This window comes from Falsirhodobacter sp. 20TX0035, from assembly GCF_028307215.1.
GTDB lineage: Bacteria > Pseudomonadota > Alphaproteobacteria > Rhodobacterales > Rhodobacteraceae > Falsirhodobacter.
In genome coordinates, this window is the sequence record NZ_JAQMHV010000017.1 from 1 (window position 1) to 24372 (window position 24372).

Sequence of the window (24372 nt, forward strand, 5' to 3'; positions counted from 1 at the left end):
CAGGCCCCGCGCAAACCGCATCAGGGGGGTCAATATTGGGCGCCGATAAGGGGTCAGTTTTGCGCGCCGATTGACACGGGGGGCCGGACCGCGCTGGCCCAGCGCTTCGGGCCGCACATCTATTCGGCCCAGCACGTCGCGGCCGCGAAACCGGCCCCGGACCTGGCCCTGTTCGCCGTCGCGCGTCTGGGCGTGCCACCGGCAGAGGCCGTGTTCATCGACGACAACATCCACGGCATCCACTGCGCCCGCGCGGCCGGCTGCCTGGCCGTCGGCTTCGTCGGCCCCACCGATCATCGCCCCGATCAGGCGGGCGTCCTGCGCCGCGCCGGGGCCGATCATGTCGTGCACGGCGCGGAGGAGCTTCTGCACCTGCTGTGCACCCTTCTTCCCCAACATCAAGCGATGGCCTGACATCATGACCTCCCTTCCCCTTCTGGGCGTCGCCCTGAACACGCCGCATCTGGACACCTTCCGGGACTTCATCCTGTCCCGCGACCGGGATCTGGAGCTTCAGGATTTCTGCGACGCCGCGCTCCTGAACGGCGACTGGCGCAGCGTGGCGGATCACGCCAAGCGGGTTCTGGCCGGGCACAAAGGGCGCCTCGGGATCCACGGGCCGTTCTGGGGCCTGAACATCGCCAACCCCGACCCCGACATGGGCGCGCTGGTGCAGCGCAAGCATCTTCAGGGGCTGGAGGTGTGCGAACATCTGGGCGCCACGCAGATGGTGGTGCATTCGCCCTATTTCGCGTGGGACTTCAACAACCTCGACAACAATCCGGGGCGCGAGGGGTATGATCGGGTCCGGGCCCACTGCCATCGCATCCTGACCCCCGTCGTCCGCCGGGCCGAGGAGATCGGCGTCACGCTGGTGATCGAGAACATCGAGGACAAGGATCCGGACATCCGCTGCCTTCTGGCCGAAAGCTTCGCGTCGCCCTCGGTTGCCGTGTCGGTGGACACGGGCCACGCGCATTACGCCCATGGATCGAACGGGGCGCCGCCGGTGGACTACTACATCCGCCGCGCGGGCGGGCAGTTGCAGCATGTCCACCTTCAGGACGCCGACGGTTACGCGGACCGGCACTGGGCCATCGGCGAGGGCACAATCCGCTGGCACGCCGTGTTCCGCGCGCTGGCGGAACTGGACAGCCATCCCCGCCTGATCCTGGAGCTGCGGGACAAGGCGGGCATCCCGGCCTCCGTCGCGTGGCTGCAGGCGGCGGGGCTGGCGGAGTGAAGGCGCGCCCGGATCGCTCCGGGCGCATTCAGGCTCAGGCCGCGCGGGCCGCCAGCGCGTCCACGGCCAGGATCGCGTCCGCGATCTCCTCGGCCGTCAGGTCGGCGGCCAGGTTGCGCAGCGTGTCGCCTTCGGCATTGGCCAGTTCGCCCACCTTCAGCAGATCCTGACGCGAGGCGCCGTCAAGGTGCAGCTCCTTCAAGGTGACCGGCATACGGATGCTGCGGTAGAAGCGGATGAAGCGCGCGATCTCCTCCTCGGGGCGGCACTCCAGCACCATCTGGACCAGGGTGCCGTAGGCCACCTTCTCGCCATGGGTCAGGTGGTGGATGTCGCCGTCCAGTGCGGTGAAGCCGTTGTGGATCGCATGGGCGCCCGCCAGCCCGCCATTCTCGAACCCGAGGCCGGACAGAAGCGTCGCGGCTTCCACCACCGCCTCCACCGCGGGGGTTACAAGGCCCTGCTCCACCGCCGCATAGGCCGCCGCCCCTTGCGTCAGCAGCGTGTCCTCGCAGGCCTGCGCGATGGCAAGGCCGGCCACCGTCGGCATGCCGCCGACCATGGTCTTCGACCGCGACCGCAGAACGGCCTTCGCCTCCACGTTCGTCGCCAGACCGTCGGCGATGCCGGACGCGAACAGCCGCACCGGCGCCTTGGCGCAGATCGCCGTGTCCACCAGCACCAGATCGGGGTTCTTCTTGTAGAAACGATAGCCCTCGAACGTGCCGCTGTCGGAATAGATCACCGACAAAGCGCTGCACGGCGCGTCGGTCGACGCGATGGTGGGCACGATCGCCACGGGCAGCGACAGTTCGTCCGCGACCGCCTTGGCCGTGTCCATGGCCTTGCCACCGCCCATGCCGATGATGACTTCGGCCCCGGCGTCACGCGCCAGCGCCGCCAGACGCTGGATCTCGGCGTTCGACGCCTCGCCCCCGAACGCCTCACGCCGGAAGGTCACGTGGCCGTCCATCGCCGCCGTGGCCCGCTCGCCCGCGATGTTCCAGGTGGTGTCGTCGGCCAGAAGAAAGGCCTGCGCGCCCAGCGCCGCCACCTGCGTGCCAAGATCGGCAATGGCGCCGGCGCCCTGAACGTAGCGGGACGGGGATGCAAAGATGCGTGTGGCCATGAGGATGCTCCTGCCTTGGGGGACCGCCGGCGGGCGGCGGCTTCGCCCCTCCATCTATGACCTTGCGCTGCAAGATCAACGGGCCAAGCCTCAGGCGGCCCGGGGGGCAGGACCGGCCATCTTCGTGATAGCCTGGACGATCTGGCTGGGGATGCAGGGCTTCTCGTAGAACGTCGCCGCGGGATAGCGGGCCAGGATCTGGTCCGACGTCGCGTGACCCGAATGGAAGATCAGGGGCACGCCACGCTTGGCCAGTTCGTCGGCGACTGGAAAGATCTCGCCGTCGCGCAGGCGGACATCCAGAACCGCGCAGACGGGCACCGCCGCCTCCAGCGCCTCGATCGCGCGGGACACCGAGGAATAGGGCCCGTCGGCGACCAGTCCGGCCTCCTCGATCAGATCCTGCAACTCCATCGCGACAAGAAGCTCGTCCTCGACGAGAAACACGTATCTATTGGTCATGATCGAAGACATCGCCCGGTAGTGTGCAGGTCCTCTCGACCCGGCTTTCTGTGACAACCTGTTCCAGATGTCCCCCCAGCTGGCGGACCGACATCTCCACCAGACGGGTTCCGAAGCCGGCCTTGCCGGGGGACGTCTCAGCGGTGTCAAAGCTTTCGCGCCAAAGAAGTTCCACGCCGTCGTCGCTTCGGGCCCATGTCACGTCGAGTTGACCCGTGGACTTGCGCAGCGCGCCGTATTTGGCTGCGTTGGTCGCCCATTCGTGCAGCGTCATGGACAAGGGCGACAGGCAGCCCGGGCGCACCAGAAGGGTCGGCCCTTCGACGCGGATGGTGGCGTGGTCCTTGTAAGGGGCGATCGTGGTGCGCACGATGGCCGCGAAGTCGATCGCCTCCCCCGCCCCGTCCGAGGTGGCCAGCGAATGCGTCCGCCCGAGGGCCGAGATGCGTTCGCGCACCGACAGCGCGAAGTCGCGCACGTCGGTCTGCGACTTCGACTGTCCCATGATCATGCTGCCGATGATCGCGAACAGGTTCTTCACCCGGTGGTTCATCTCGCGGACCATCATCTGCCGGGTTTCGGCCAGCGAATATTCCGCCGTGATGTCGACCGACACGCCCACCAGCCGGACGGGCCCGTTTCCGGGGATCCGGCGCCCCAGCCCCTTGATCCAGCGGATGCCCCCGTCCGGCCCGTTGATGCGGAAGTTGACCTCCAGATCCTCGCCCGTGGCGGCGGAATCGGCCAGAAGGCTGCGGACCATCGCCTGATCCTCCTGCACCACCACCCGGTCCAGAATGTCCTCGACATCCGCCTCGGGACCGGCGCTGAACAGCGCCTGCTCGGTCTCGTCGAAGATGAAGGTCTCCTGCTCGACCAGATACTCCCACACGCCGATGCCGGCGGCCTTCACCGCCAGATCGCGCCAGTCGCGCGCCTCGGCCAGGTTGCGTTCCAGTTCCAGCGCTTCGGAGATGTCGGTGAACACCAGCGTGACCCCGTCCACCGTGCCGTTCTGCAACCGGTAGGGCAGCGTCCGGAGCGAGAAGGACTGGTCCCCCGCCCGGTTGCGCACCCGGCGCAGCTTGCCCGAGGATCCGTCGACGATGGCCTGCGCGTCCTCCAGATACCCGTCGTCGTTCAGGCGCGTGGCCACGTCCGCCAGGGGCCGCCCCTGATCGGTGGGCTGCAGCGGGAAGATGGCCCGCGCCGATTCGGTGTAGCTGCGGATGTTCAGCCGGCCGTCCAGCACCACCACCGCCAGATCGGTGGAGGCGAAGAAGTTGCGCAGGTCTGAATTCGCGACCGTCAGCTGGTCGACCTTGGTCTTCAGCTCGTCGTTGACGGTGGCCAGCTCCTCGTTCGTCGACTGAAGCTCCTCGTTCATCGACATCATCTCTTCGTTGGAGCTTTTCAGCTCCTCGTTCGCCGTTTCCAGCTCCTCAACCGCCGAGCGGAGGCGGTGGCGGGTCAGGCGCAGCTCATCCTCCAGCGCGTCGAGGTTATCGTCCGAATGCTGCAGCTCGGCCAGATCGGTGCTGCGTTCGGGGGTGAAGGTCCCCGTTTCGGTGATGACCAGAAGGGTGGTGCCGTCGGGCAAGGGATCGCAGATCACGTGGACGGGCTGGGTGCCGAATTCGGTCGTGACCTCCACGTCCCGGGCGACGGACCGCCGCCGCGTGTCGCGCGCCTGCCGCAGAAGCGGGCCGATGATCTTGCGCAGACCGGGGCGCGCCAGCGTGATGGCGCTGGACCCGCCGGTGCGCGTGACGGGGAAGTCGAAATAAGGGCCCAGCCGGCCATAGGCGGCCAGGATGCCCGCGTCCTGATCCAGCACCATGCTGGCCGGGGCGTAGCGTTCGATCAGGCGGCGGGCGGCGGCCCCTTCCTCAATGTTGCCGCGGCGGGGCGGGCGTCCGGGTTCCGTCCGGCCGATGGGGGCCGGGCCGCGATGGCTGCCGGGCAGGTCGATGGGATAGACCGGCGCGCCGGGCGACCGCTGGAACAGGCGGGCCTGCTGGTCCACGGCGGGAAACAGGCTTTCGAACCGGCCAATGCTTTCGGACGGGCCCAGGAACAGGAAGCCTTCCGGGCGGATGGCGTAGTGGAACAGCGGCATCACCGCCTGCTGCAGCTTGTCGTCGAAATAGATCAGCAGGTTGCGGCAGGACACGAGGTCCACCTTGGAGAACGGCGGATCCTTGACCACGCTGTGGCTGGAAAAGCGGATGGCGTCGCGGATGTCAGCGTTGATGGTGAAGTGATCCGCGTGCGGCGTGGTGTAGCGTTCCCGCAGCGCCCCTGGAATGTCCGCGATGGCCGACAGGGGATAGCGCCCTTCCCGGGCGATCTGCAGCATCTGCTCGTCGATGTCGGTGGCGAAGATCTGCACGGCGAAGACCTCGCCCCGCTGGCGCATCATGTCGGCCAGCAGCATCGCGATCGAATAGGCTTCCTCCCCGCTGGAGCATCCGGCCACCCAGATCCGCAACTCGTCGTCCGCGGGACGGCTGTCCAGCAGGGGCGCCAGCGCATGAGCCTGAAGGGAGGCGAACGCCTCCGGGTCGCGGAAGAAGCGGGTGACGTTGATCAGCAGGTCGCGGAACAGCGCGCTGCATTCGTTCCGGTCCGTCTTCACCCGCTGCAGATAGGTGTGGCCGGTGTCGATGCCCAGGACGTGCATCCGCCGTTCCACCCGCCGGATCAGCGTGCTGCGCTTGTAGCCGGAAAAGTCGTGCCCGATGACCGTGCGCAGTGTCTTGCACAACTCGTCCACGTGATCGGCCACCACCTCGGCCTGCGTGTCTTCCCCGTCGCCCTTGCGGGCATAGAAGCCTTGCAGGCATTCTACAATCGCGGCCGGATCCTTGACGTAATCGACCAGCCCCGTCGCCACCGCCGACAAGGGCATGCCGTCGTATTTCGCGGTTTCCGGCGTCTGGGCGATGCAGATGCCGCCGTTTTCCTTGATCGCCCGCAGACCGGTGGACCCGTCCGCCCCGGTGCCCGACAGGATCACGCAGGCCGCCCGCGCGTTCCGGTCGTTGGCGAGCGAGATGAAGAAGTCGTCGATGGGACGGCGCAGCCCGCGTGGCTGGATGAAGTCCGTCAACTCCAGCCGGCCGTTCTGGATCGCAAGACCGCGCCCCGGCGGGATGATGAAGACCTTGTCGGCCGCCACCCACTCCCCGCCCTCGGCCTGATGGACGTCCAGTTCGGTGTGGCGGTCCAGAAGCTGGGCCATCATGCTTTCATGGGTGGGGTCCAGATGCTGGACGATCACGAAGCACATCTGCGACGGGCGGTGCGCCGCGGCCAGCATCTCACGCAGGGCTTCCAGCCCCCCGGCCGAGGCGCCGATGCCGACAACCACGGGGAGTTCCGTCTTGGGGGCGGGATCAGGCAAGTGGCGGCGCCTCGTTCAAAGTGGACAGAAGCATCTTGGCCTGCGCGATCATGGAGGCGCTGTTGGCCACGGTCAGAAGCGACCCGTCGATGATGGTGCCGGTTTCCGACAGGATGGGGCGCAGCCCGGTCAGGGTGTGGCCCAGTTGTTCATCGTATTCGGCCAGAAGGTCGGTGCGCGTGCGGCTGATGTCGAACTGCGACGCGAAGATGTATCGCACGCTGCCGTCGCGGTTGCGCAGCTTCGACATGTAGAGAAGGTTCACGAAGGGCGTTCCGTCCTTGCGGAAGTTCACGAGGTCGGTCCGCACGCTGTTCTGGTCCGCCCGATCAAAGAAGGCGTGGATGCGCGCCCGGGCCTGCCGGTTGTCCGCATCGCGCTGCAGGAAGCGGCAGTTCTGGCCCAGAACCTCCTCCGCCTGATAGCCGGTCAGCGCGCTGAACCCGTTGTTCACAAGCAGAAGGGGACTCTCCCTTTCGGGCGCCGCCAGCGCAAGCGCCACGTGCGAACCCAAAAGGAACGTCTTCAGGTCGGCTGGCAGATGGGTCGTCATGCGGGCTCCGCTCCGGGGGTTATGCCGGATATATACGGTATGTTCCTAAGGAAAAGACGTTTACACGCCGTGACCCGAATTGTGAACCGCCGCAAAGGTCGCGGGGCGTCGCATGGAACCCGATCCCCGACGACCGGTTTCTGGACAGGCGGGCAGATCCTCTGGCCGAAGCCAGATCAGAGGTGCGCATGACCGACCCCCATCCCGTTGCCGCGGAAGCCGTTGCCCTTCTGCGCGCCCTTGCGCCCGGCGGGCGGGTCCTGCACGTCGCGCGCGACGAACGGGCGGCGGAGGCGCTGGCGGCCTTTCTGCGCGGCGCGCTGCCGGACCGGCGCGTCCTGATGTTCCCCGGCTGGGACTGTTTGCCGTTCGACGGCGCTTCCCCCACGCCGGACGCGATGGGGCGCCGCATGGCCGTGCTGACTCATCTGGCCGAGCCGGAGGCGGGCGATGTGGTCGTCGTGCCCCTGCCGGTCCTGCTGCAACGCTTGCCGCCCCCCTCGGCCCTGCGCCATTTCCCCATCCGCACGGGCCAGCCGCTGGACGTGGCCGCGCTGGAGGCGTTTGCCCGCGACACCGGATACGAGGTCGACGAACGCGTGGACGAACCGGGGGAGATCGCCCTGCGCGGCGGCACGATCGAGGTCTTCGGCGGCGGCGAATCCCGCCCGTGCCGGATCGAGATGGCGGACGGCCAGGTGACCGCCCTGCGGGCCTACGACCCCGTGACTCAACGCTCCACCACCGAGATGGAGGCGCTGGACCTTGTTCCCGTCACCGAACTGCCCCCGGCGGGGGAGGACGGCCATGCCCGCGGCGCCGAACACCGCCTGCCGGACGCTTGGGACGCCCTTGCCACCCTGCCCGACCACATGGGCGAGGCGCGGATCACCGCCCTGCCCGCCACGCTGGCCGACGCCGCCCGCCGCCACGCCCGGCTGGCCGAAGCCCGGGACGAGGCGGAGGCCGACGCGGCCCACCCCCTGCCCGTCGATGCCCTGTATGTGGGGCCGGAGGAGTGGGAGCAACTGGCCGAGCGGATCGAGACCCTGCCCGAACCCGAAAGCCGCGGCGTGCCCGGCTTTGCCGCCGCTGCCCGCCCGCGCGCCCGTCTGGCGCAGTTCCTGAACAGCGACGGCGTGGCGGGGCGGCGGGTGGTCTTCGTCGCCGGCTCCCCCACCGAACGGGCGCGGCTGGTGCGCATGGTCGGACAGGCCGACGGCCACCCGCCCGAAGCCGTGGACGGTTGGGCGGCGTGCGAAGCCCACGACCGCGCCATCCTTCTGGCGGATCTGGAGGAAGGGGTGGTCACCGAGGATGTGGTCCTTGTCACCGCGCAGGACCTGATGGGCAGCCGCGCAGGGGCGGCGCGGGACCGGCTGGTGCCGGCGATGGACGCCCTGCCCTTCACCGGCTTCGACCTTGGCGATCTGGTGGTGCACGAGGATCACGGGCTGGCCCGGCTGGAAGGGCTCGAAACCCTCGACCCCGACCGTCCGGGGTCCGAGGCGATCCGCCTGACCTTTGCGCAGGACGAACGGCTGATGGTGCCCACGCATGACGCGGGCCGCATCTGGCGCTATGGCACGGCCGAGGCGGGTGTGAAGCTGGACCGCGTGCGCGGCACCGCTTGGCCCCGCCGCCGCAAGGCGACCGAGGCGGCGCTGGCGAAACTGGCCGATCACCTGGTGGACCTGACCCGCAAGCGCGACGCCGCGACCGCGCCGAAGCTGGTCCCGCCCGCCCGCGACTATGAACGCTTTGTCGCCCGCTTTCCCTTCCCCTTGACGCCCGATCAGGCCGAGGCGACGCGCGCGGTCCTGAAGGACATGGCCTCGGGCCGGCCGATGGACCGGCTGGTGATCGGCGACGTGGGCTTTGGCAAGACCGAGGTGGCCCTGCGCGCCGCCGCCGCCGCGGCCCTGGCCGGTCGGCAGGTGGCCGTCTGCGCCCCCACCACCGTGCTGGCGCGCCAGCATTACGAGACGTTCCGCCGCCGCTTCGCCCCCTTGGGGATCGAGGTGGGGCACCTGTCCCGGCTGGTGACCGGCAAGCCCGCGACGGCCGTGCGCGCGGCGCTGGCCGACGGGTCCATCCGCATCGCCGTGGGCACCCATGCCCTGATCGGGAAGAACGTCCACCTTCCCGATCTGGGCCTGCTGATCATCGACGAGGAGCAGCGCTTCGGGTCGGCCCAGAAGGAGAAGATGCGCGCGCTGGGCAAGGACGGCCACGTCCTGTCCATGAGCGCGACGCCCATCCCCCGCACCCTGCAGACCGCGCTCGTGGGTCTTCAAGACCTCAGCTTCATGGCGACGCCGCCCGCCCGCCGCCGCCCCATCCGCACCCTGATCGCCGAGGACAGCGACGTGACCCTGCGTCAGGCGCTGCTGCGCGAACGCCGGCGCGGCGGGCGAAGCTTCGTCGTGGTCCCGCGGATCGAGGATATCGGCCCCATCGCCGAACGGCTGGAACGGCTTCTGCCGCAGCTGCGCCTGCGTGTCGCGCATGGCGACCTGTCCGCGGCCGAGATCGACGCCACCATGGTCGGTTTCGCGGCGGGCGAGGGCGACGTGCTGCTGGCCACCGGCATCATCGAAAGCGGGCTGGACGTGGCCCGCGCCAACACGATGCTGATCCTGCGCCCCGCGCTGTTCGGTCTGGCACAACTGCACCAGTTGCGCGGACGCGTGGGCCGGGGTGCGGCGCAGGCCTATTGCCACCTGCTGACGGCCGAGGGGGAGGAACTGGCCCCCGACGCGCAGAAGCGCCTTGGCACCCTTCAGGCCATGGACCGGCTGGGCGCGGGCATGGCGATCAGCGCGGCCGATCTGGACCGGCGCGGCGCGGGCGACCTTCTGGGCGACCAGCAGGCGGGCCACGTTCAGCGCGTGGGCCTTGGCCTGTATCAGGAGATGTTGGCCATCGCCCTCCGCCGCGCCAAGGGCGAGCCGGAGGCGCCCCCTTCCCCAAAGATCCCGGGCGAACCGGGCCACATCCCCGCCGACTACATCCCCGAGCCCGAGAACCGGATCGACCTGTATCACCGCATCGCCCGTGCCCAGCGCGCCGAGGAGGTGAACCGCCTGTCGGACGAGATCGCCGACCGCTTCGGCCCGCCCCCCGAATCGGTGGACCGGCTGCTGCGCGCCGCCCTGCTGCGCGCGCTGGCCGGAGGGCTGGGGGTGGACACCCTGAACCTTGGCCCCGAGGGCGTCGCGCTGGACTTCCGGGACGATGTGGACCTGGCGGAATACGAGGGACTCGCCATCGACGGCCTGAGTTGCGAGGAGCGGCGCCTGACCCTGCACCGCCCCGGCCCCGAGGACCGGCTGAAGGTGGCGGGCGACCTGCTGGAACAGCTGGCCTGATTCCGGGCCAGAACGTTTGGGTCAGGACAGCCTTCGGGCTGGGTCACGAGGATGGGGAAGCAGCCCTGTTCCACCGATTGTTCCTGCGCCGCGCGGCCCATCTGCCCGCCGACGATGACCTTCGCTGCCTCGATGTTGTCGCTGTTCTTCAGAACGGGGTGCGTGATGGTCGACACCCTTCCCGCGGAGCACGACGTCTGCGCGCGGGCCGCTTTTCGGCCTCACGCCCGCCTATCGATCCCTTCCGCCCAATCCGTTCAGATTGTGCGTATTTCCGCCCGGTTCATCCTCCGGTGAATCAGGGCCCGTTAAGATTTGGGCCTCAAGGTCGAGGGCATGACGCATCGTGATCCCAGTTTCGGCACTTCCCGGCGGTCGGTTTCGATCACCCTTCTCGCGATCCTCTTTCTAGGGCTGGCGGGGGTGATCGTGGCCGGAAGCTTTTCGTTCATGGGGGTGCGCAAGGTCGACCGCGACACCGCCGAGCGGGAGGTGGCCTTTGCCCGGATCGCCCTCGCCTCGCTGTTACAGGCGCAGCCGAAGGACCAGCAAAGCTCGGCCATCTGGAACGACGCCGTGCTGCGCGTGCGCGAAGAGGACGAGGACTTCATGGAAGGCAACCTCGGCGTCTGGATGCAGGAATTCTTCGGGCATGACCGCGACTTCGTGCTGCGGCCGAACGGAACGCCCGTCTACGCCTCGGCCGCGCTGGCGACCGTGCCCGTGGACGCGCAGGCCGAGGTGTATCCCGCCATCGCGCCGCTGGTGGCACGGCTGCGCGAACAGGTTCTTGAGGCCGAAAGCGCCGAGGACGCCGCGGCCCTGACGGCGCTGGATGTCGTGACGCTGGCGGACGGGCCGGCGCTGGCCAGCGTCGTTCCCATCGTGCCCGAGAACGAGGACATCCCCTTCGATCCGGCCGACACCTATCTGCATGTGGCCCTGCGGCATCTGGACGTCGGGTTGGCGGAAAAGATCTTCCGCCCCTACCAGCTGTCCGCCCCCCATTTCGAAACCGCGCCGGCCCCCGCCCCCGAACAGTCGATCCGGGTGCTGGACCCGTCCGCGCAACCCTTGTGGATGGTGTGGACGCCCAACCGCCCCGGCCTGATCCTGGCCCGCGAAATTGCGCCGGCCGCGATGATGGCGACGCTGGTCTGCCTGATGATCCTGCTGCTTCTGGGCCTGCGCCTGAACCGCACCACCCGTGATCTGGAACACAGCGAGGCGCAGGCCCGCCACAGCGCACATCACGACCGGCTGACCGGCCTTGCCAACCGCGTGCTGCTGGAGGAGCGGCTGGAACAGGCGCTGAAGCGCGCCCGCAGCGGCGATACGGGGCTGGGCGTCATCATGGTCGATCTGGACGCGTTCAAGCAGGTGAACGACGCCTATGGCCACCCCATGGGGGACAAGCTGGTGCAGCAGGTGGGCGGGCGGCTGGCCCGCATCGTCTGGGACGGCCCCACCGTGGCGCGCGTGGGCGGGGACGAATTTGTCATCCTTCTTCCCGGCCTTGCCGGAGAGGAGGATCTGGCGCAGCATTGCCGCTGGGTGCAGGACGGGCTGTCCGACCCGTTCCGGATCGACGGCCACTTCTTTCAGGTCACGGCCAGCCTTGGCGCCGTGCATTCCGATGTCTGCAGCCCCTACAAGGACGAGGTGATCCGCTGCGCCGACATCGCCCTGTACCGGGCCAAGAACGCCGGACGGGCGCAGTTCAGCCTGTATCATGGAGAGATGGACGACACGAACCGCAAGCGCAACCGGCTGGCCGCCGACCTCGCCGCCGTTCTGACCGAGGGCAACGGCAGCATCGCCGTCCACTACCAGCCCATCTTCGACGCGAATGGCCATCTGGCGGGGGCGGAGGCGCTGGCCCGCTGGCACCATCCCGAACTGGGCCCGGTTCCGCCCGACGTCTTCGTGGCCGTGGCCGAGGAGCGGGGCCTGATCGAACCCTTGGGCCGCGCCGTGCTGGACGAGGCGTGCCGCGTGGCGGCCCTTGCGGGCCTGTCCAAGGTCGCCGTCAACGTCTCGGCGCTGGAGATCTGCCGCGCGGGCTATGCCGCGCAGGTGCTGCAGGTGCTGCAACAGCGGGGCCTGCCCCCGTCGCGGCTGGAACTGGAACTGACGGAACGGGTGGCCATCGCCTCCTCCGCCGCAGCGCAGGCCAACATCGGCCCGCTTCTGGCGGCGGGCGTCACGCTGGCGCTGGACGATTTCGGGGCCGGTCATTCCTCCATCCGCTACCTGCGCGATTTCGGCTTCGACCGGGTGAAGATCGACCGCTCCTTCGTCCAGCAGATCGAGACGGACCCCACGGCCCTGAAGCTCGTCCGCGCGATGATCGACATGGCGTCGTCACTGGGGATCGCCGTGACCGCCGAGGGAATCGAGGAGGAGGCGCAGCTGTCCCGCCTCGCCTCCCTCGGGTGCAGCTCGTTCCAAGGGTATTTCCTGGGCCGGCCGATGGACCGCGACGCCATCACCCGCTTGGCGGCCGAGGCGGAGCAGGCCGACAACGTCACCTGGCTGCCCCAGGCCAGCCGGTCGATCGCGTGACGGGCGTCAGCCCCGCGCAGCCAAGGCCAGGCCGTCGACCACGGCGGTGAACGCCTCGCTGCGCAGGATGCGGGCCTGCGGGCACAGCTGACCCGACGCCTCCGCCACCAGCGTCATCAGGCTGGAGCCGCCGACCAGGATCACCCGCCCCACCGCCCCCGGCGCCACACCCGCACGGCGCAGCGTCTCCGCCGCCGCGTCGTGAAGTTCGGCGCGATACGCGGCCAGGGCGGCGTTCAGGGTGGCGGGCGTGACGGGCACCGACAGCCCACGTTCGATGAAGCCCATCTCGATCCGGGCGTCGTTGGCGCGGTTGTTGGCGGCGATCTTTCCCCGCTCCACCGCGAAGGCCAGCTCGTGGCCCAGCTCCTCCTCCAGCACGGTGGCCAGACGTTCCATCTTCGGGCGGTCCACGGCCATCCGCACCATGCCCCCCACCATCCGGCGCGTCTCGGGGGTGTAGAGGAAGGGGATCTTCGCCCAAGTCGCCAGATCCACGTAAACGCTGTTCGGCACCGGCAGCTCCCCCGCCCCCATCTCGCGCCGCAGGGTGCCGCCATGGCCCAGCGCGGGCATGGCATGGGCCATCGACACGGCGTGGTCGAAATCCGTGCCGCCCAGCCGGATGCCGTGGCTGGCAAGGATGTCAAGGCCGCCTTCCCGGCTTTGGAACAGCGTGAAGTCCGACGTGCCGCCCCCGATGTCCACGATCAGCCCCAGATCGTTCCGCTGGTCCATGCCGTGGCTGGCGATCGCCGCCGCCTCCGGTTCGGGCAGAAAGGCCACATCCTCGTAGCCCGCGGCCAGATAGCAGGCGCGCAGGTCATCCTCGGCCTGCCGGTCGCGGGCGGGGTCGGGGTGGAAATGCACGGGGCGGCCGGACAGGGCGCGGCGGAAGGTCCGGCCCGTCGCCTTGTCGGACCGTTCCCGCACCTCCACCAGAAAGGCGGTGACGATCTCAGCCAGGGTGCGGCGACGGCCGCCGATCATCCGCGATTCGTGCAGAAGCGGCGTGCCGAGGACGCTTTTCAGCGCCCGCATGTAGCGCCCCTCCTCCCCCGCGATCAGGGCCTCGGCGGCGGCGCTGCCGATGCGCATCCCGCCCCGTACGGGAAAGAAGACGGCGGTGGGCAGGGTTTCGGCCCCGTCCTCCACCGGGATGCGGGTGATGCCCCGGTCGGTCGCCACGGCCGCGGCCGAGTTGGAGGTTCCGAAGTCGATCGCGAGGATGTCTGTCATGGGCTCTGCCTGCGGATGGGCCGCACCGCGTAGCGGGAAAGCGGCACCGGCACAAGCCGTTCCGCATTGCCCCTTCCGCATCCTGTGGCTAGAACCGGACACGGATGCGGGCGTGGCGAAATGGTAAACGCTGGGGTCTTAAACACCTCTGCTTCGGCTTGTCGGTTCGAGTCCGACCGCCCGCACCACCCTAGAACACCGTCAGCCCGCGTTCGGTGACGATCGCGTCCAGCGGCTGGTCCGTCGGCTCCATCGGAACGGCGGGCAGTTCCTGCGCGGCAAAGGCGAAGCCGACCGCCAGAACCGGCCCTTTCGCGCGCAGGCGTTCCAGCGTGCGGTCGTAGAAGCCGCCGCCATAGCCCAGCCGGAAGCCCTTGGCATCGAACGCCACCAGCGGCACGATCACGATGTCCGGCACCTGCCAGTCGCCCGCCGCGGGGTTCAGCGTGCCGAACAGGCCCCGCTCCAGCGCCGCGTCCTGCGTCCAGCTGCGGAACCGCAGGGGCTGGCCCGCCCCCTCCACCACCGGCACGCAGACGGGGCCGGAATGCGCGGCCATCGCGGGACGGGGGTCGATCTCGGTCCGGATCGGCAGATAGCCGGCCAGCACCTTGCCCGCATGGGGGGCCAGCCAGGACGCCAGATGATCCGCCGCCGCCCCCTGCCCCCGGGCATGCGCGGCCGCGCGGGCCGCAAGGGCCGCCGCGCGCGCCGCGGCCTTCACAGCAGCACCACCGTCGCAAGGCCAAGGAAGGAAAAGAAGCCGACCACATCCGTCATCGTCGTCACGAAGGTGCCGGAGGCGAGCGCGGGGTCCAGCTTCAGCTTGTTCAGCATCAGCGGCACCAGCACCCCGGCCAGCGCCGCCACGGCAAGGTTGATCACCATTGCCGAGGCGATGACCCCCGCCAGCGCCAGCGACCCGCCATAAAGGAGGATCCCCATCCCACCCATGACGGCGGCGAAGAACAGCCCGTTCACCACGCCCACCGCCACCTCGCGTCGTACCACGCGCGCGGCGTTGGAACTGGTGAGGTCGCGCGTGGCCAGCGCCCGCACGGCCACCGTCAACGACTGGGTGCCCGCGTTTCCGCCCATGGACGCGATGATCGGCATCAGCGCCGCCAGCGCCACGATGACCGAGATCGTCCCCTCGAACTGCGAGATCACCCAGGCCGAGATGTTGGCCGTCAGCAGGTTCACGAAGAGCCACGGCGTCCGCGCGCGCAACGTGTCCCAGACCGAGTCCGAGATGGTGCTTTCGTCGCCCACGCCGGCCAGGCGCAGGATGTCCTCCTGGTGCTCCTCGTCCAGCACGTTCATGGCGTCGTCGATGGTGATGACGCCCACCAGCCGCCCGTCATCGTCCACCACGGGGGCAGAGATCAGGTGATACTGGTTGAAGGCGTAGGCGACGTCGCTGTCGGGATCCTCGGGGTGGAAGGTGCGGTAGCTGTCCTCGGACAACTCGCGCAGCGGCGTGTCGCGGCGCGCCGACAGCATACGGCCCAGCGTGACATAGGACACGGGCTTCATCCGCGGGTCGATCAGGATCACATGGTAGAACTGGTCGGGCAGGTAATCGGCGTTGCGCAGGAAGTCGATCGCCTCGCCTACCGTCCAGTGTTCGGGGGCGACCACCGCCTCGCGCTGCATCAGGCGGCCGGCGGAATATTCGGGATAGGTCAGCGCCTTTTCGACGGCCGCCCGGTCCGCCCGGTTCAGCGCGCCTAGGATGATCTCCTGCTGCGGCAGTTCCAGGTCCTGCACGATGTCCACCACATCGTCGGTGTCCAGTTCGCGCACGGCGTCCGCCAGCACCTGCGGCGACAGGGTGTCGATCACCTCCTCGCGGATGCCCTCGCGGATCTCGGACAGCACCTCGCCGTCCATGCCCTGCCAGAGGGTCAGAAGGTCGTGCCGTTCGGGCGCGGTGATCTGTTCCAGAAGGTCGGCGATGTCGGCGGGGTGCAGCGGTTCCAGCAGACTGGTGACGCGGGCCGGGTCCTGCGCCTCGACCGCGTCCAGGATGTCCTGGGCCAGCCGTTCGTTCAGACCCTCGTCCTCACGTTCCTCAAGTTCTGCCATGCGACCTCTCAAATGCTGCGTCCGCGATAACCTGCGTTTCGCCGGCCAGAAAGAGGGTTTAGTATGACATCACGTTAAAACGAGGAACGCGATGGACATTCTTCTGGGTCAGGTGCTGCGGTTCGACGGCGATCCCTTTGCCGAAGGCCGTGCGCATATCGACGAGGCGGTGGCGGTGGACGGCGGCCGCATCGTCGCCACCGGCACGAAGGACGCCCTGCGCGCCGCACATCCCGGCGCCCGCGTGACCGATTACGGGCGGTGCCTGATCTCGGCCGGGTTCGTTGATGCGCATGTGCATTACCCGCAGACGGCCATCATCGCCAGCTGGGGCAAGCGCCTGATCGACTGGCTGGACACCTACACCTTCCCCGAGGAGATGCGCTTCGGCGACCCCGCCTATGCCCGCGACATCGCGGACCGCTATCTGGACCTGACGCTGGCCAACGGCACGACCACCGTGTGCAGCTATGCCACGATCCACCCTGAAAGCGTGGACGCGTTCTTTGCCGCCGCAGGGGCCCGCGACCTGCGGGCCTTCGCCGGCAAGACCTGCATGGACCGCAACGCCCCCAACCGCCTCCGCGACACGGCGCAATCGGCCTATGACGATTCGAAGCGCCTGCTGGACGCGTGGCATGGCCGGGACCGGCTGTCCTATGTCATCACGCCGCGCTTTTCCCCCACCTCCACCCCAGAACAGCTGGCGGCGCTGGGCGCCTTGTGGCGCGAACATCCCGATTGCCTGATGCAGACCCACCTGTCCGAACAAACGGACGAGATCGCGTGGGTCCGCGACCTTTTCCCGCAGTCGCGCGACTATCTGGACACCTACGAGGCGCAGGGCCTGCTGGGCGAAGGCGCCGTCTTCGGCCACGCCATCCACCTGACCGACCGCGAACGCGCCCGGCTGATCGAGGCTGGCGCTTCGGTCGTGCATTGCCCCACCTCCAACACCTTCATCGGGTCGGGGCTGTTCGACATGGGCCTTGCGCGCGCCGGCCTGCGCGTGGGGCTGGCCACCGACACGGGCGGCGGCTCCAGCTTCTCCATGCTGCGCACGATGGCCGCGGCGTATGAGGTGGGGCAACTCCGGGGCGACCCGCTGCACCCGTCGCAGCTGTGGTGGCTGGCCACTCAGGGGTCCGCCCGCGCGCTGCGGGCCGAGGCGTCGATCGGAAACATCGCCCCGGGGATGGAGGCCGACCTCGTGGTGGTCGACCTCGCCTCCACCCCCGCCATCGAACAGGCGACCCCCCGCGCCACGGACGTCTGGGGCGAGGTGTTTCCCACGATCATGATGGGCGACGACCGCGCCATCCGCGCGGTCTGGGTGAACGGCCGTCCGCGCTAGCGTTCCGCTTCTGGTGTTGTCAAAAACAGGAGAAGCGTGCGCAAATGAAAGCAGAAGCGTGCGCAAGGCCGTCAAGCGCTATCTGCTGTGGTAGCCGTTCAGGGTAGAAGATGGGCGATGGCGGCACGGTCGTAGATGCGTGGGCTGCCGTCGGTCGGGGTGATGCCCTCCATCTCGAGACGGGCCCGCAAGGCGTCCCAATCCAACCGGGCCGCCACGCCCAGCCTGCGGAAGCTGATGAAGCGCTCGTGGAACTCCCGTCGGTCGGCGACGCTCATCCGCACTTGAGTTCCGCGCCGGGGGCCCGGCATCCGGCGGCAGGCAAAGCCGTTGCGGCGCAGGAACGTGAGGAGTTCGCTCGGCCCCACGCCCTGCCAGGGGGCGAAGGCATCCACGGACATCGCCTCGGGGTCCGCCTCAACATGCACGAGGATCGAGGCCACGCCCGATCGCTGCAGATAGCGTCCGCTGCGCAGCGATCCGTTGCGGATGCCGGCGATCAACTCCGGCAGCGTCACTTGCAAACGCCACGCGGCCTCGGTCAGGCTGCACCAGTCGTGCATTGCTACATAGACCGGCTCGGCGCCCAGCAGGAGATCGTCGATGGCGGCCTGCACGGCGAGCGGGTCGGGGCCATCGGGGCAAAGCCCGGCATCCTCCAATTCTCGCAAGGTCCACGGCGACGCGCACAGCGCCTGCAGGACCTTGTCCTCGGACAGCCCGACGGCCAGATCGCGCAGCACGTCGGCCGCCGCCTCGGCGCCCATGACATCCCATGCGTCCGACTGCCCCTTCAGGACCGGCACCCCGGCCGCCGCAAGCTCCGCGCGAAGATCCGCCTCGGGCCGCTGCAGCAGCTGCGCCGTCGCCGGAAGCGACAGCACCTCCCGCCGCAGGACTGGCTCGCCCAGAACCTCATCGCCGGGGCCGACAGGCCAGGTCGCCCGCATGTGCCGGCGCAGGATCTCGCGAAAGGGCACCCTCTCCTCGGGACAGGAATCGACCGCGAGCCAGTCGTGCAAGCCGCCGAAGATCTTGCGCGGCCCCTCCGCCGGGTTGCCCATCATCGACTGCAGCAGGCTCAACAAGTGCGGCAGTCGGTCCTCGCCTTCGGAAAGAAGCTGAAAGCCGGTAGCGCCCGAGCGGTGCCGCTGCTCGGGCGGAAGCTTGCGCGACTTCGCCCGCTGCGTCGAGATCGCAGCCCTGCCGAACTCCTCGCAGAAGCGGACAGCGGCGCAGAATTCGAACCGGTCAAGCCAGAAAGCACCGCCCTTGCCCTCCAGCCGGCTCAGCACCCAATGCTCGAACTCCGTCGGCTCCCGAACGTCCTGCATCGCGTCTACGCCGAGATCGGCTTCGGGCAAGCGAGCCGCCACATTCCACCGGTCGAGCTTGTCCGTCGATGACCATAAAAGGACAAGCGGACGTCGATGTTCGACGCATATGCCGAGGGCGGGAACACACCAGATGCCCTTCAGACCCGGCTGCGTCGCGAGACAATCCGGGCATCCCCGCATCACCACCCCAGTCGCGCGACCGTCCTGAACCCTGAGGCCACGAAACCACACGTCGCCACCCTGGAACTGCGGCGTGTCGTAACGCAGCGTCGCAGCGTCCAAACCTGCAAGTTCTGCAATCCGGTTTACGGCGGTGGAACGTCCCGCCCCGAGGTCGGCAGCGGACATTCCCATGTCGCGCAGAAATTCTCGCAGAGAAACGCGGTTGGCTTGCGCCAGGCGAGAGGCCGCGGACGCAGCGGCTTCGCCAAGGATCGGATGGATGGAAAGTGTTAGCCTCGACATGGCGGGCGGGTAGCGCATTAGCGCAGGAAGCGCCACCCGCCGGAGTCTGGTCGTGGGACAAAGCTGCCATTCAGCATGAGCGGTTCAGGGATCGGCATCAGTCTCCGAATACGCCGGAACATGTGCCAATCCGTCCACCGCGTGTCTCAAGACGGCCTTGACGGCTTCGACCCTTGGCAAATGTCCGGTCTGCTGATGCACCAGCATCCACAGATCGGCAGTATGACGTGGGACATCGGTCAATCCAGGGACCAGTCCGGCAGGTTCGGCCGCGAATACGGGAAGCACGGCCCATCCGAGGCCCATCCGCACGGCGGCCAGTTGCGCAGCGAGAGACGTGAGGCGCAGTGCAGGCTCCAGATGAGGCTGCAGGTCTTCGAGCCACCGAGCCATCGTCAGATGACGCAGATCCTCGGACCATCCGATGATGCGATGACGGAGGAGATCGTCGGCAGAGCTCGGCATGCCTCCGGTTGCGTGATCGGGCGACGCATAAAGCCCGAACGCGACCTGACCCACCTTGCGCTGCCGGTAGTTGCCCTGATCCGGCCGTGAGAGCCGGAGAATGATGTCGGCGTCTTCGCCTGCAAGGCGCACCGATCGAACACTGGCACGCAACTCCACCCGGAGGTTGGGATGCTGTTGCAAAAGAGATGCCAGCGCGGGCAGCAGAACGTCCTGCGCCAGAAGCTCGGGCGCTTCGATCCGGACAGGCCCGGATGTGACGCTGTCGCCACCACGCGCACTGCGTTCGAACACATGCATCTGCGCCCCCGCCCGCTCCGCCGCGGGGATGAGAGCGCGACCGGCGGGGGTCAGATCGTAGCCGTCGCGATGGGGGCGGAAAAGGCGGACATTCAGCGCGGCTTCTAGCGCCTCGATCCGCCGCGAGACGGTCGAGGGACTGACCTGCAACCGCGCCGCCGCCGTGGACAGGGTCCCCGTCTCGGCGACGGACAGAAAGTAACGGATGTCATCCCAGTTCATCCGCTTTGCATATACGCAAAACGGAAATGCGGGAAGAGTTCTGGAACGAGAGCCCGCCACATCTGATGATCCGGCAAATGGCATCAAGGAGCGAAGAGCATGGCCGAGACCATTACCGCGATCCGATTTTCCGATTATGGCGGGCCGGACGTCCTGTCCGTTGTCTCCGCGGCATTGCCGCCTCCCGCTGCCGGGGAGATTCAGATCCGCCATCTTGCGATCGGTGTGAACTTCATCGACATCTATCATCGCAAGGGCGTGTTCGGGGCACCTTTGCCCCTGCCGAACGGATTGGGGATCGAGGGGGTGGGCGTCGTGACCGCCATCGGCGAGGGGGTCACGTCGTTCTCGCAGGGGCAGCGCGTCGCCTATCTCGGCGGCCCTCCCGGTGGATACGCGACCCACAGGAACCTGCCTGCCGCCCGCGCCATCGACGTCCCCGATGGTCTTTCGGACCAGACAGTCGCCGCCTTGCTGCTGAAAGGTCTCACGGTCGAATACCTGATTCACCGTTGTGCACCTGTCACGGCAGGCGAGACGGTGGTCTGGCATGCGGCTGCGGGCGGGGTCGGCCTGATCGCCTGCCAGTGGTTGCATGCCATAGGTGTAACGGTGATCGGCACGGTCGGTTCAGACGCAAAAGCCGAGATCGCCCGCGCCCACGGTTGCGACCACACCATCGTCTACACACGGGAGGACGTGGCGGCACGGGTGGCCGACATCACGGGCGGCGCGAAGGTCAGGGTCGTGTTCGACTCGGTTGGTGCAGATACCTTCGCCGCGTCGCTGGAGTGCCTTCGTCCGCGCGGCACCCTGGTCAGCTTTGGTGAAAGTTCCGGGCCCGTGCCCCCGTTCGGGTTTGGCACACTGGGGGCCAGGGGATCGCTGTTCCTGACACGGCCCTCCATCGCGCATTACACGGCGGATCGTCGGGAATACGAGGCGGCGGCCAATTGCCTGTTCGCAGCCATTGCGTGTGGAGCCATCGCAGCGCCACAGATCACCACCTATCCGCTGGTCGAGGCCGCCCGCGCCCATGCCGATATCCAAGCCCGTCGCACGAGCGGCTCCGTCATCCTTCTGCCCTGAGAGGCCCCATGTCCGAGACCGAATACGACCTGACGCAAGCCCGTTTCGACTACACTCCTAAAGCCGATCCGGCAGAGGTGCGGCGCAACTACGACTATGATATGGAGAAGTTCCTGACCCATTCCAGCACGCACCGGATCAGCCCCGATGCCGTGGCGCTGGAGGCGTTCCTGACCTCGGCCTACCACAGCCTCGAGAAGGGTCTGACCATGGAGGTGCCCAAGGCCGGGTTCGGGTTGCGTAAGATCCGGCCCATCCTGGCCGCGGTCCGGGAACTGGAGCGCGAGGGTGCTGCCCAGTTCGCGACCGAGGGCGCGCGAGGCTGCATGCGTGCCTATGTCGCGTATCATGACACCCGAAGCCTTCCGATCCCGTCCGATGTCGAAAGCGATCTTCGCACCTTCGTGGCCGAGATGGAGACCCGGCCATATCCCGGTGGTGCCACCAAATTCACGCAGGCCGACATCGCCGCTGCGACCGCGATCGACTACGAGCGTTTCGTTCAAACCCGTTGCAGCCTGCGCCACTATACCGGCGCACCCGTTGCGCCGGACACGATCGAGACCGCCGTGCGCCTGGCCATCAAGTCGCCACGGACCTGCAATCGCGAGACGCGCCGCGTCCGGGCCGTTTTCGATCCAGCGCTCCGCGACAGCCTTCTGGCGCTTCACAGCGGCAATCGCGGCTTCGGGCACAACCTAGGGGCGGTTCTGGTTGTGACTGTCGATCTGCGGGAGTTCGACATGGTCGGAGAGCGCAACCAAGGCTGGATCGACGGCGGGCTGTTCGCCATGTCGCTCGTCTATGCCTTGCACGCCGGAGGCGTGGGCACCTGCATGCTCAACTGGTCCGAGGATTGCGAACAGGACAAGCGGCTGCGAGCTGCCTTCGACATTCCCGATCATGAGGTGGTCATCACCTTCATCGGGGTGGGTCAGATGCCCGAGACATTCGAAGTCGCCGCGTCGCCATCGCCGCCCGTGGACGAGGTTCTGTCACTTCTTCAGCCACGTTAGCGAATGTCGGCTTCGGGCTCTGAACGCCGATGCTGCTCGACCGCGCCCAGCTATGGCCGTGCCGTAGAGGATGGGACATTCCCGCCGTTCGCGCCGGCGAAGCGGAGGTATCGCACGTTCCCTGTTCTTGATGGCCAAGGTGGAAAGCCGACATTCACTGCATGAGCCATGACCGGCCAAAACGCGGCGCTCATTCATGTGGAGCTACATGTCCAGGAGCTTTTGCGTGTCGTGGTCATTGTAGGAACGATCAGTCGAGCGCCTTGCGACGTTATACATCCGCCCCGAGCGACCTCAATTTTGTGTCGATCCAATCCCGGTCAGCGCGACCTTCCTGCAGATCGACCATGTGTGCCAGTTCCTTGGCATGCTTCTTTCGGGCAGCTTCAAGCGTCGCGCGGGCTTCAGCGAACGGCACGGTGATCACGCCGTCTCCGTCACCCATGACGACATCGCCGGGTTCGATGACCATGCTGCCGAGGGCGATCGGCACGTTCAGCTCTCCTGGCCCGTTCTTGTAGGGACCGCGATGCGTCACGCCTGCCGCGAAGACCGGGAAGGACCATGTCCTCAGCGTGTCGAAGTCGCGTATCGCGCCGAAGATGACGATGCCGCCGAGGCGACGCGCGATGGCATGCGTGATCATCATCTCGCCGAGGATCGAGTTCGTCAGATCGCCCGCGGCATCGACGACGATGACGTCCCCCGGCTCAGCCATGTCGAGCGCCTTGTGGACCAGAAGGTTGTCTCCGGGAGGGGCGCGGACCGTCACGGCGGGCCCGCACATCGGCGTTCCGTCATGGACAGGACGTATGCAGGCGGGGGCGGACCAAACCCGCTCCATCACGTCGCTGACATTCGCCACAGGGACAGCTCGGAACCCCTCGACGATATCGGGTTCCACGCATCTTGCGCGTTGCAGCACTCTCAATCCGATCAAAGCCTTCTCTCCTGCGTTCACGTCGTCCGGAAAGCTTTCGCGGCGCGGGACATGAAGAACAAATCGAATGTCGTGATCGACTTATAACGTAAATTGCTAAATGCCGTCCCAAGCATAAAGGGTCGCGCCAGTTTTCGCGGCGATGCCACGAATTTCTCGGATCAGCTTGACCGACGTGTCCGTCAGGACGGACCTTTCACGACGGCACAGGAAGATGTCGCGCCGCAATTCCGGCCCGATGAGAGGCTTGAACACGACATCGGTCAGCGCCTCGGGCGGGATGGAGAGCCTTGGCAGCGCGGCGACCGCGTTGCGGCCGCGGATCATCGACAGGGTCGTGAGCGTGTTGCGCACCCGATACGCCGTCTGCGAGAACGAGATCGCAAGTTCCGGCACGACATCGATGATCTCCCGGATCTGGGTCTGGTAGCCCATGTTGAATATCTCTCGGCCGGCCAGGTCGGCCCAGTGCAGCGGGCGGTCAAGTTTGGCCAGCGGATCGTCCGCGTGGCAGAACAGCCCCACGAGGTCGTAGAACATCGGCACCGCCTCGATATCGGCGAAAGGCTCCGTGATGCCGCCGAACCCAAAATCGGCTTCGCCTTCCAGCACCTTGCGACGCACCCCTTCGGAATGATCCTCCGTCAGGCTGATCCCGACTTTTGGATGCAGCATGGAAAACGCGGCAAGCGATTGCGGCATGATCGAGCTGGCGATGGACGGCACAGTGGCGATGGCAATGTCGCTCTGGGTCCCGTCCTGCAACGCGCGCAGCTCGGCCAGCGCCGCATCCAGATCGCGGACCATGCGTTCAGCCGTGGGCAGTAGCGCTTCGCCATACCGGCTGAGCGTGACCTGCCGCGTCGTGCGCTCGAACAAGGTCGCGCCCACGCGGTCCTCCAGCTGCCGGATGCAGGAGGTGAGCGCGGGCTGTGTCAGATGCACGGCTTCGGCGGCACGGGTGAACGAACTTTCCCGTGCGACGGCGATGAAGGCGCGGATCTGGCGAAGCGTGATGGTCTGCGCGGCGTTGGTATTCATAAGAAGATCCCCCGCCCTCGAGCATCCATAGATTGCGCGAATAAATCAACGCGCCCTTTCAATTTGTGCGGCAGGGACCGCTGCCCG

The 24372-nt window shown here is 67.7% G+C and carries 18 protein-coding genes and 1 tRNA gene; 8 read left to right on the forward strand and 11 right to left on the reverse strand.

What is annotated here, in order from left to right; translation table 11 throughout:
• Positions 1 to 414: HAD-IA family hydrolase (locus tag PIJ50_RS14655; protein ID WP_271976246.1), on the forward strand; the 414-nt coding region annotated here is incomplete at its 5' end.
• A 4-nt stretch (positions 415 to 418) separates the two neighbouring features.
• Positions 419 to 1243, forward strand: a complete 825-nt coding sequence (locus PIJ50_RS14660; protein WP_271976248.1) for a sugar phosphate isomerase/epimerase family protein — start codon at positions 419 to 421, stop codon at positions 1241 to 1243.
• A gap of 34 nt (positions 1244 to 1277) precedes the next feature.
• Here PIJ50_RS14660 and PIJ50_RS14665 read toward each other — a convergent pair whose 3' ends face one another.
• The 4 genes from PIJ50_RS14665 to PIJ50_RS14680 form a co-directional block, all read right to left on the reverse strand.
• A complete protein-coding gene (locus PIJ50_RS14665) occupies positions 1278 to 2372 on the reverse strand; it encodes a glycerol dehydrogenase (RefSeq protein ID WP_271976249.1) in 1095 nt (364 codons plus the stop codon).
• 90 nt (positions 2373 to 2462) lie between these two features.
• A complete protein-coding gene (locus PIJ50_RS14670) occupies positions 2463 to 2834 on the reverse strand; it encodes a response regulator (protein ID WP_271976251.1) in 372 nt (123 codons plus the stop codon).
• Positions 2824 to 6240, reverse strand: a complete 3417-nt coding sequence (locus PIJ50_RS14675; RefSeq protein WP_271976253.1) for a CheR family methyltransferase — start codon at positions 6238 to 6240, stop codon at positions 2824 to 2826. Before PIJ50_RS14675 ends, PIJ50_RS14670 begins: the two co-directional genes overlap by 11 nt.
• Positions 6233 to 6793 carry a PAS domain-containing protein gene (locus tag PIJ50_RS14680; protein ID WP_271976255.1) on the reverse strand — a complete coding sequence of 187 codons (561 nt, stop codon included), beginning with the start codon at positions 6791 to 6793 and terminating at the stop codon, positions 6233 to 6235. Before PIJ50_RS14680 ends, PIJ50_RS14675 begins: the two co-directional genes overlap by 8 nt.
• Positions 6794 to 6981: 188 nt before the next feature.
• Between PIJ50_RS14680 and PIJ50_RS14685 the strand changes: the two genes are divergently transcribed.
• On the forward strand, positions 6982 to 10164 hold the full coding sequence (locus tag PIJ50_RS14685) for a DEAD/DEAH box helicase (RefSeq protein WP_271976256.1): 3183 nt from the start codon (positions 6982 to 6984) through the stop codon (positions 10162 to 10164).
• A gap of 336 nt (positions 10165 to 10500) precedes the next feature.
• Positions 10501 to 12729 (forward strand): putative bifunctional diguanylate cyclase/phosphodiesterase, encoded by a 2229-nt coding sequence (locus PIJ50_RS14690; RefSeq protein ID WP_271976258.1) that lies wholly within the window; start codon positions 10501 to 10503, stop codon positions 12727 to 12729.
• A 6-nt stretch (positions 12730 to 12735) separates the two neighbouring features.
• On the opposite strand, the gene PIJ50_RS14695 is transcribed toward PIJ50_RS14690, so the two are convergent.
• Positions 12736 to 13968: an Hsp70 family protein gene (locus tag PIJ50_RS14695; RefSeq protein WP_271976260.1), complete on the reverse strand. Its 1233-nt coding sequence runs from the start codon at positions 13966 to 13968 to the stop codon at positions 12736 to 12738.
• A 106-nt stretch (positions 13969 to 14074) separates the two neighbouring features.
• On the opposite strand from PIJ50_RS14695, the gene PIJ50_RS14700 reads away from it, so the two are divergent.
• Positions 14075 to 14156: transfer RNA gene (locus tag PIJ50_RS14700), tRNA-Leu, on the forward strand.
• Between the two features lie 2 nt (positions 14157 to 14158).
• Here the strand turns inward: PIJ50_RS14700 and PIJ50_RS14705 are convergent.
• Together PIJ50_RS14705 and mgtE are read right to left on the reverse strand one after the other, a co-directional pair.
• A complete protein-coding gene (locus PIJ50_RS14705) occupies positions 14159 to 14692 on the reverse strand; it encodes a 5-formyltetrahydrofolate cyclo-ligase (RefSeq protein ID WP_271976261.1) in 534 nt (177 codons plus the stop codon).
• Positions 14689 to 16056 carry a magnesium transporter gene (mgtE, locus tag PIJ50_RS14710; RefSeq protein WP_271976263.1) on the reverse strand — a complete coding sequence of 456 codons (1368 nt, stop codon included), beginning with the start codon at positions 16054 to 16056 and terminating at the stop codon, positions 14689 to 14691. The genes PIJ50_RS14705 and mgtE overlap by 4 nt, the downstream gene beginning before the upstream one ends.
• A gap of 91 nt (positions 16057 to 16147) precedes the next feature.
• Here mgtE and guaD point away from each other — a divergent pair, with 91 nt between their 5' ends.
• Positions 16148 to 17410, forward strand: coding sequence for a guanine deaminase (guaD, locus tag PIJ50_RS14715; RefSeq protein WP_271976265.1), 1263 nt, complete (start codon positions 16148 to 16150; stop codon positions 17408 to 17410).
• 98 nt (positions 17411 to 17508) lie between these two features.
• Here guaD and PIJ50_RS14720 read toward each other — a convergent pair whose 3' ends face one another.
• Both PIJ50_RS14720 and PIJ50_RS14725 read right to left on the reverse strand, forming a co-directional pair.
• A complete protein-coding gene (locus PIJ50_RS14720) occupies positions 17509 to 19230 on the reverse strand; it encodes a TniQ family protein (protein WP_334212734.1) in 1722 nt (573 codons plus the stop codon).
• A gap of 66 nt (positions 19231 to 19296) precedes the next feature.
• Positions 19297 to 20199, reverse strand: a complete 903-nt coding sequence (locus PIJ50_RS14725) for a LysR family transcriptional regulator (RefSeq protein ID WP_271976267.1) — start codon at positions 20197 to 20199, stop codon at positions 19297 to 19299.
• A gap of 99 nt (positions 20200 to 20298) precedes the next feature.
• Between PIJ50_RS14725 and PIJ50_RS14730 the strand changes: the two genes are divergently transcribed.
• Together PIJ50_RS14730 and PIJ50_RS14735 are read left to right on the forward strand one after the other, a co-directional pair.
• Positions 20299 to 21288 (forward strand): quinone oxidoreductase family protein, encoded by a 990-nt coding sequence (locus PIJ50_RS14730; protein ID WP_271976269.1) that lies wholly within the window; start codon positions 20299 to 20301, stop codon positions 21286 to 21288.
• Positions 21289 to 21296: 8 nt separating this feature from the next.
• On the forward strand, positions 21297 to 22304 hold the full coding sequence (locus PIJ50_RS14735; protein ID WP_271976271.1) for a nitroreductase family protein: 1008 nt from the start codon (positions 21297 to 21299) through the stop codon (positions 22302 to 22304).
• Positions 22305 to 22575: 271 nt separating this feature from the next.
• On the opposite strand, the gene PIJ50_RS14740 is transcribed toward PIJ50_RS14735, so the two are convergent.
• Positions 22576 to 23265, reverse strand: a complete 690-nt coding sequence (locus PIJ50_RS14740; protein WP_334212735.1) for an RraA family protein — start codon at positions 23263 to 23265, stop codon at positions 22576 to 22578.
• A 75-nt stretch (positions 23266 to 23340) separates the two neighbouring features.
• Entirely contained in the window at positions 23341 to 24285 is a 945-nt protein-coding gene (locus PIJ50_RS14745; protein ID WP_271976275.1) for a LysR family transcriptional regulator, read from the reverse strand.
• Positions 24286 to 24372: the final 87 nt, after the last annotated feature.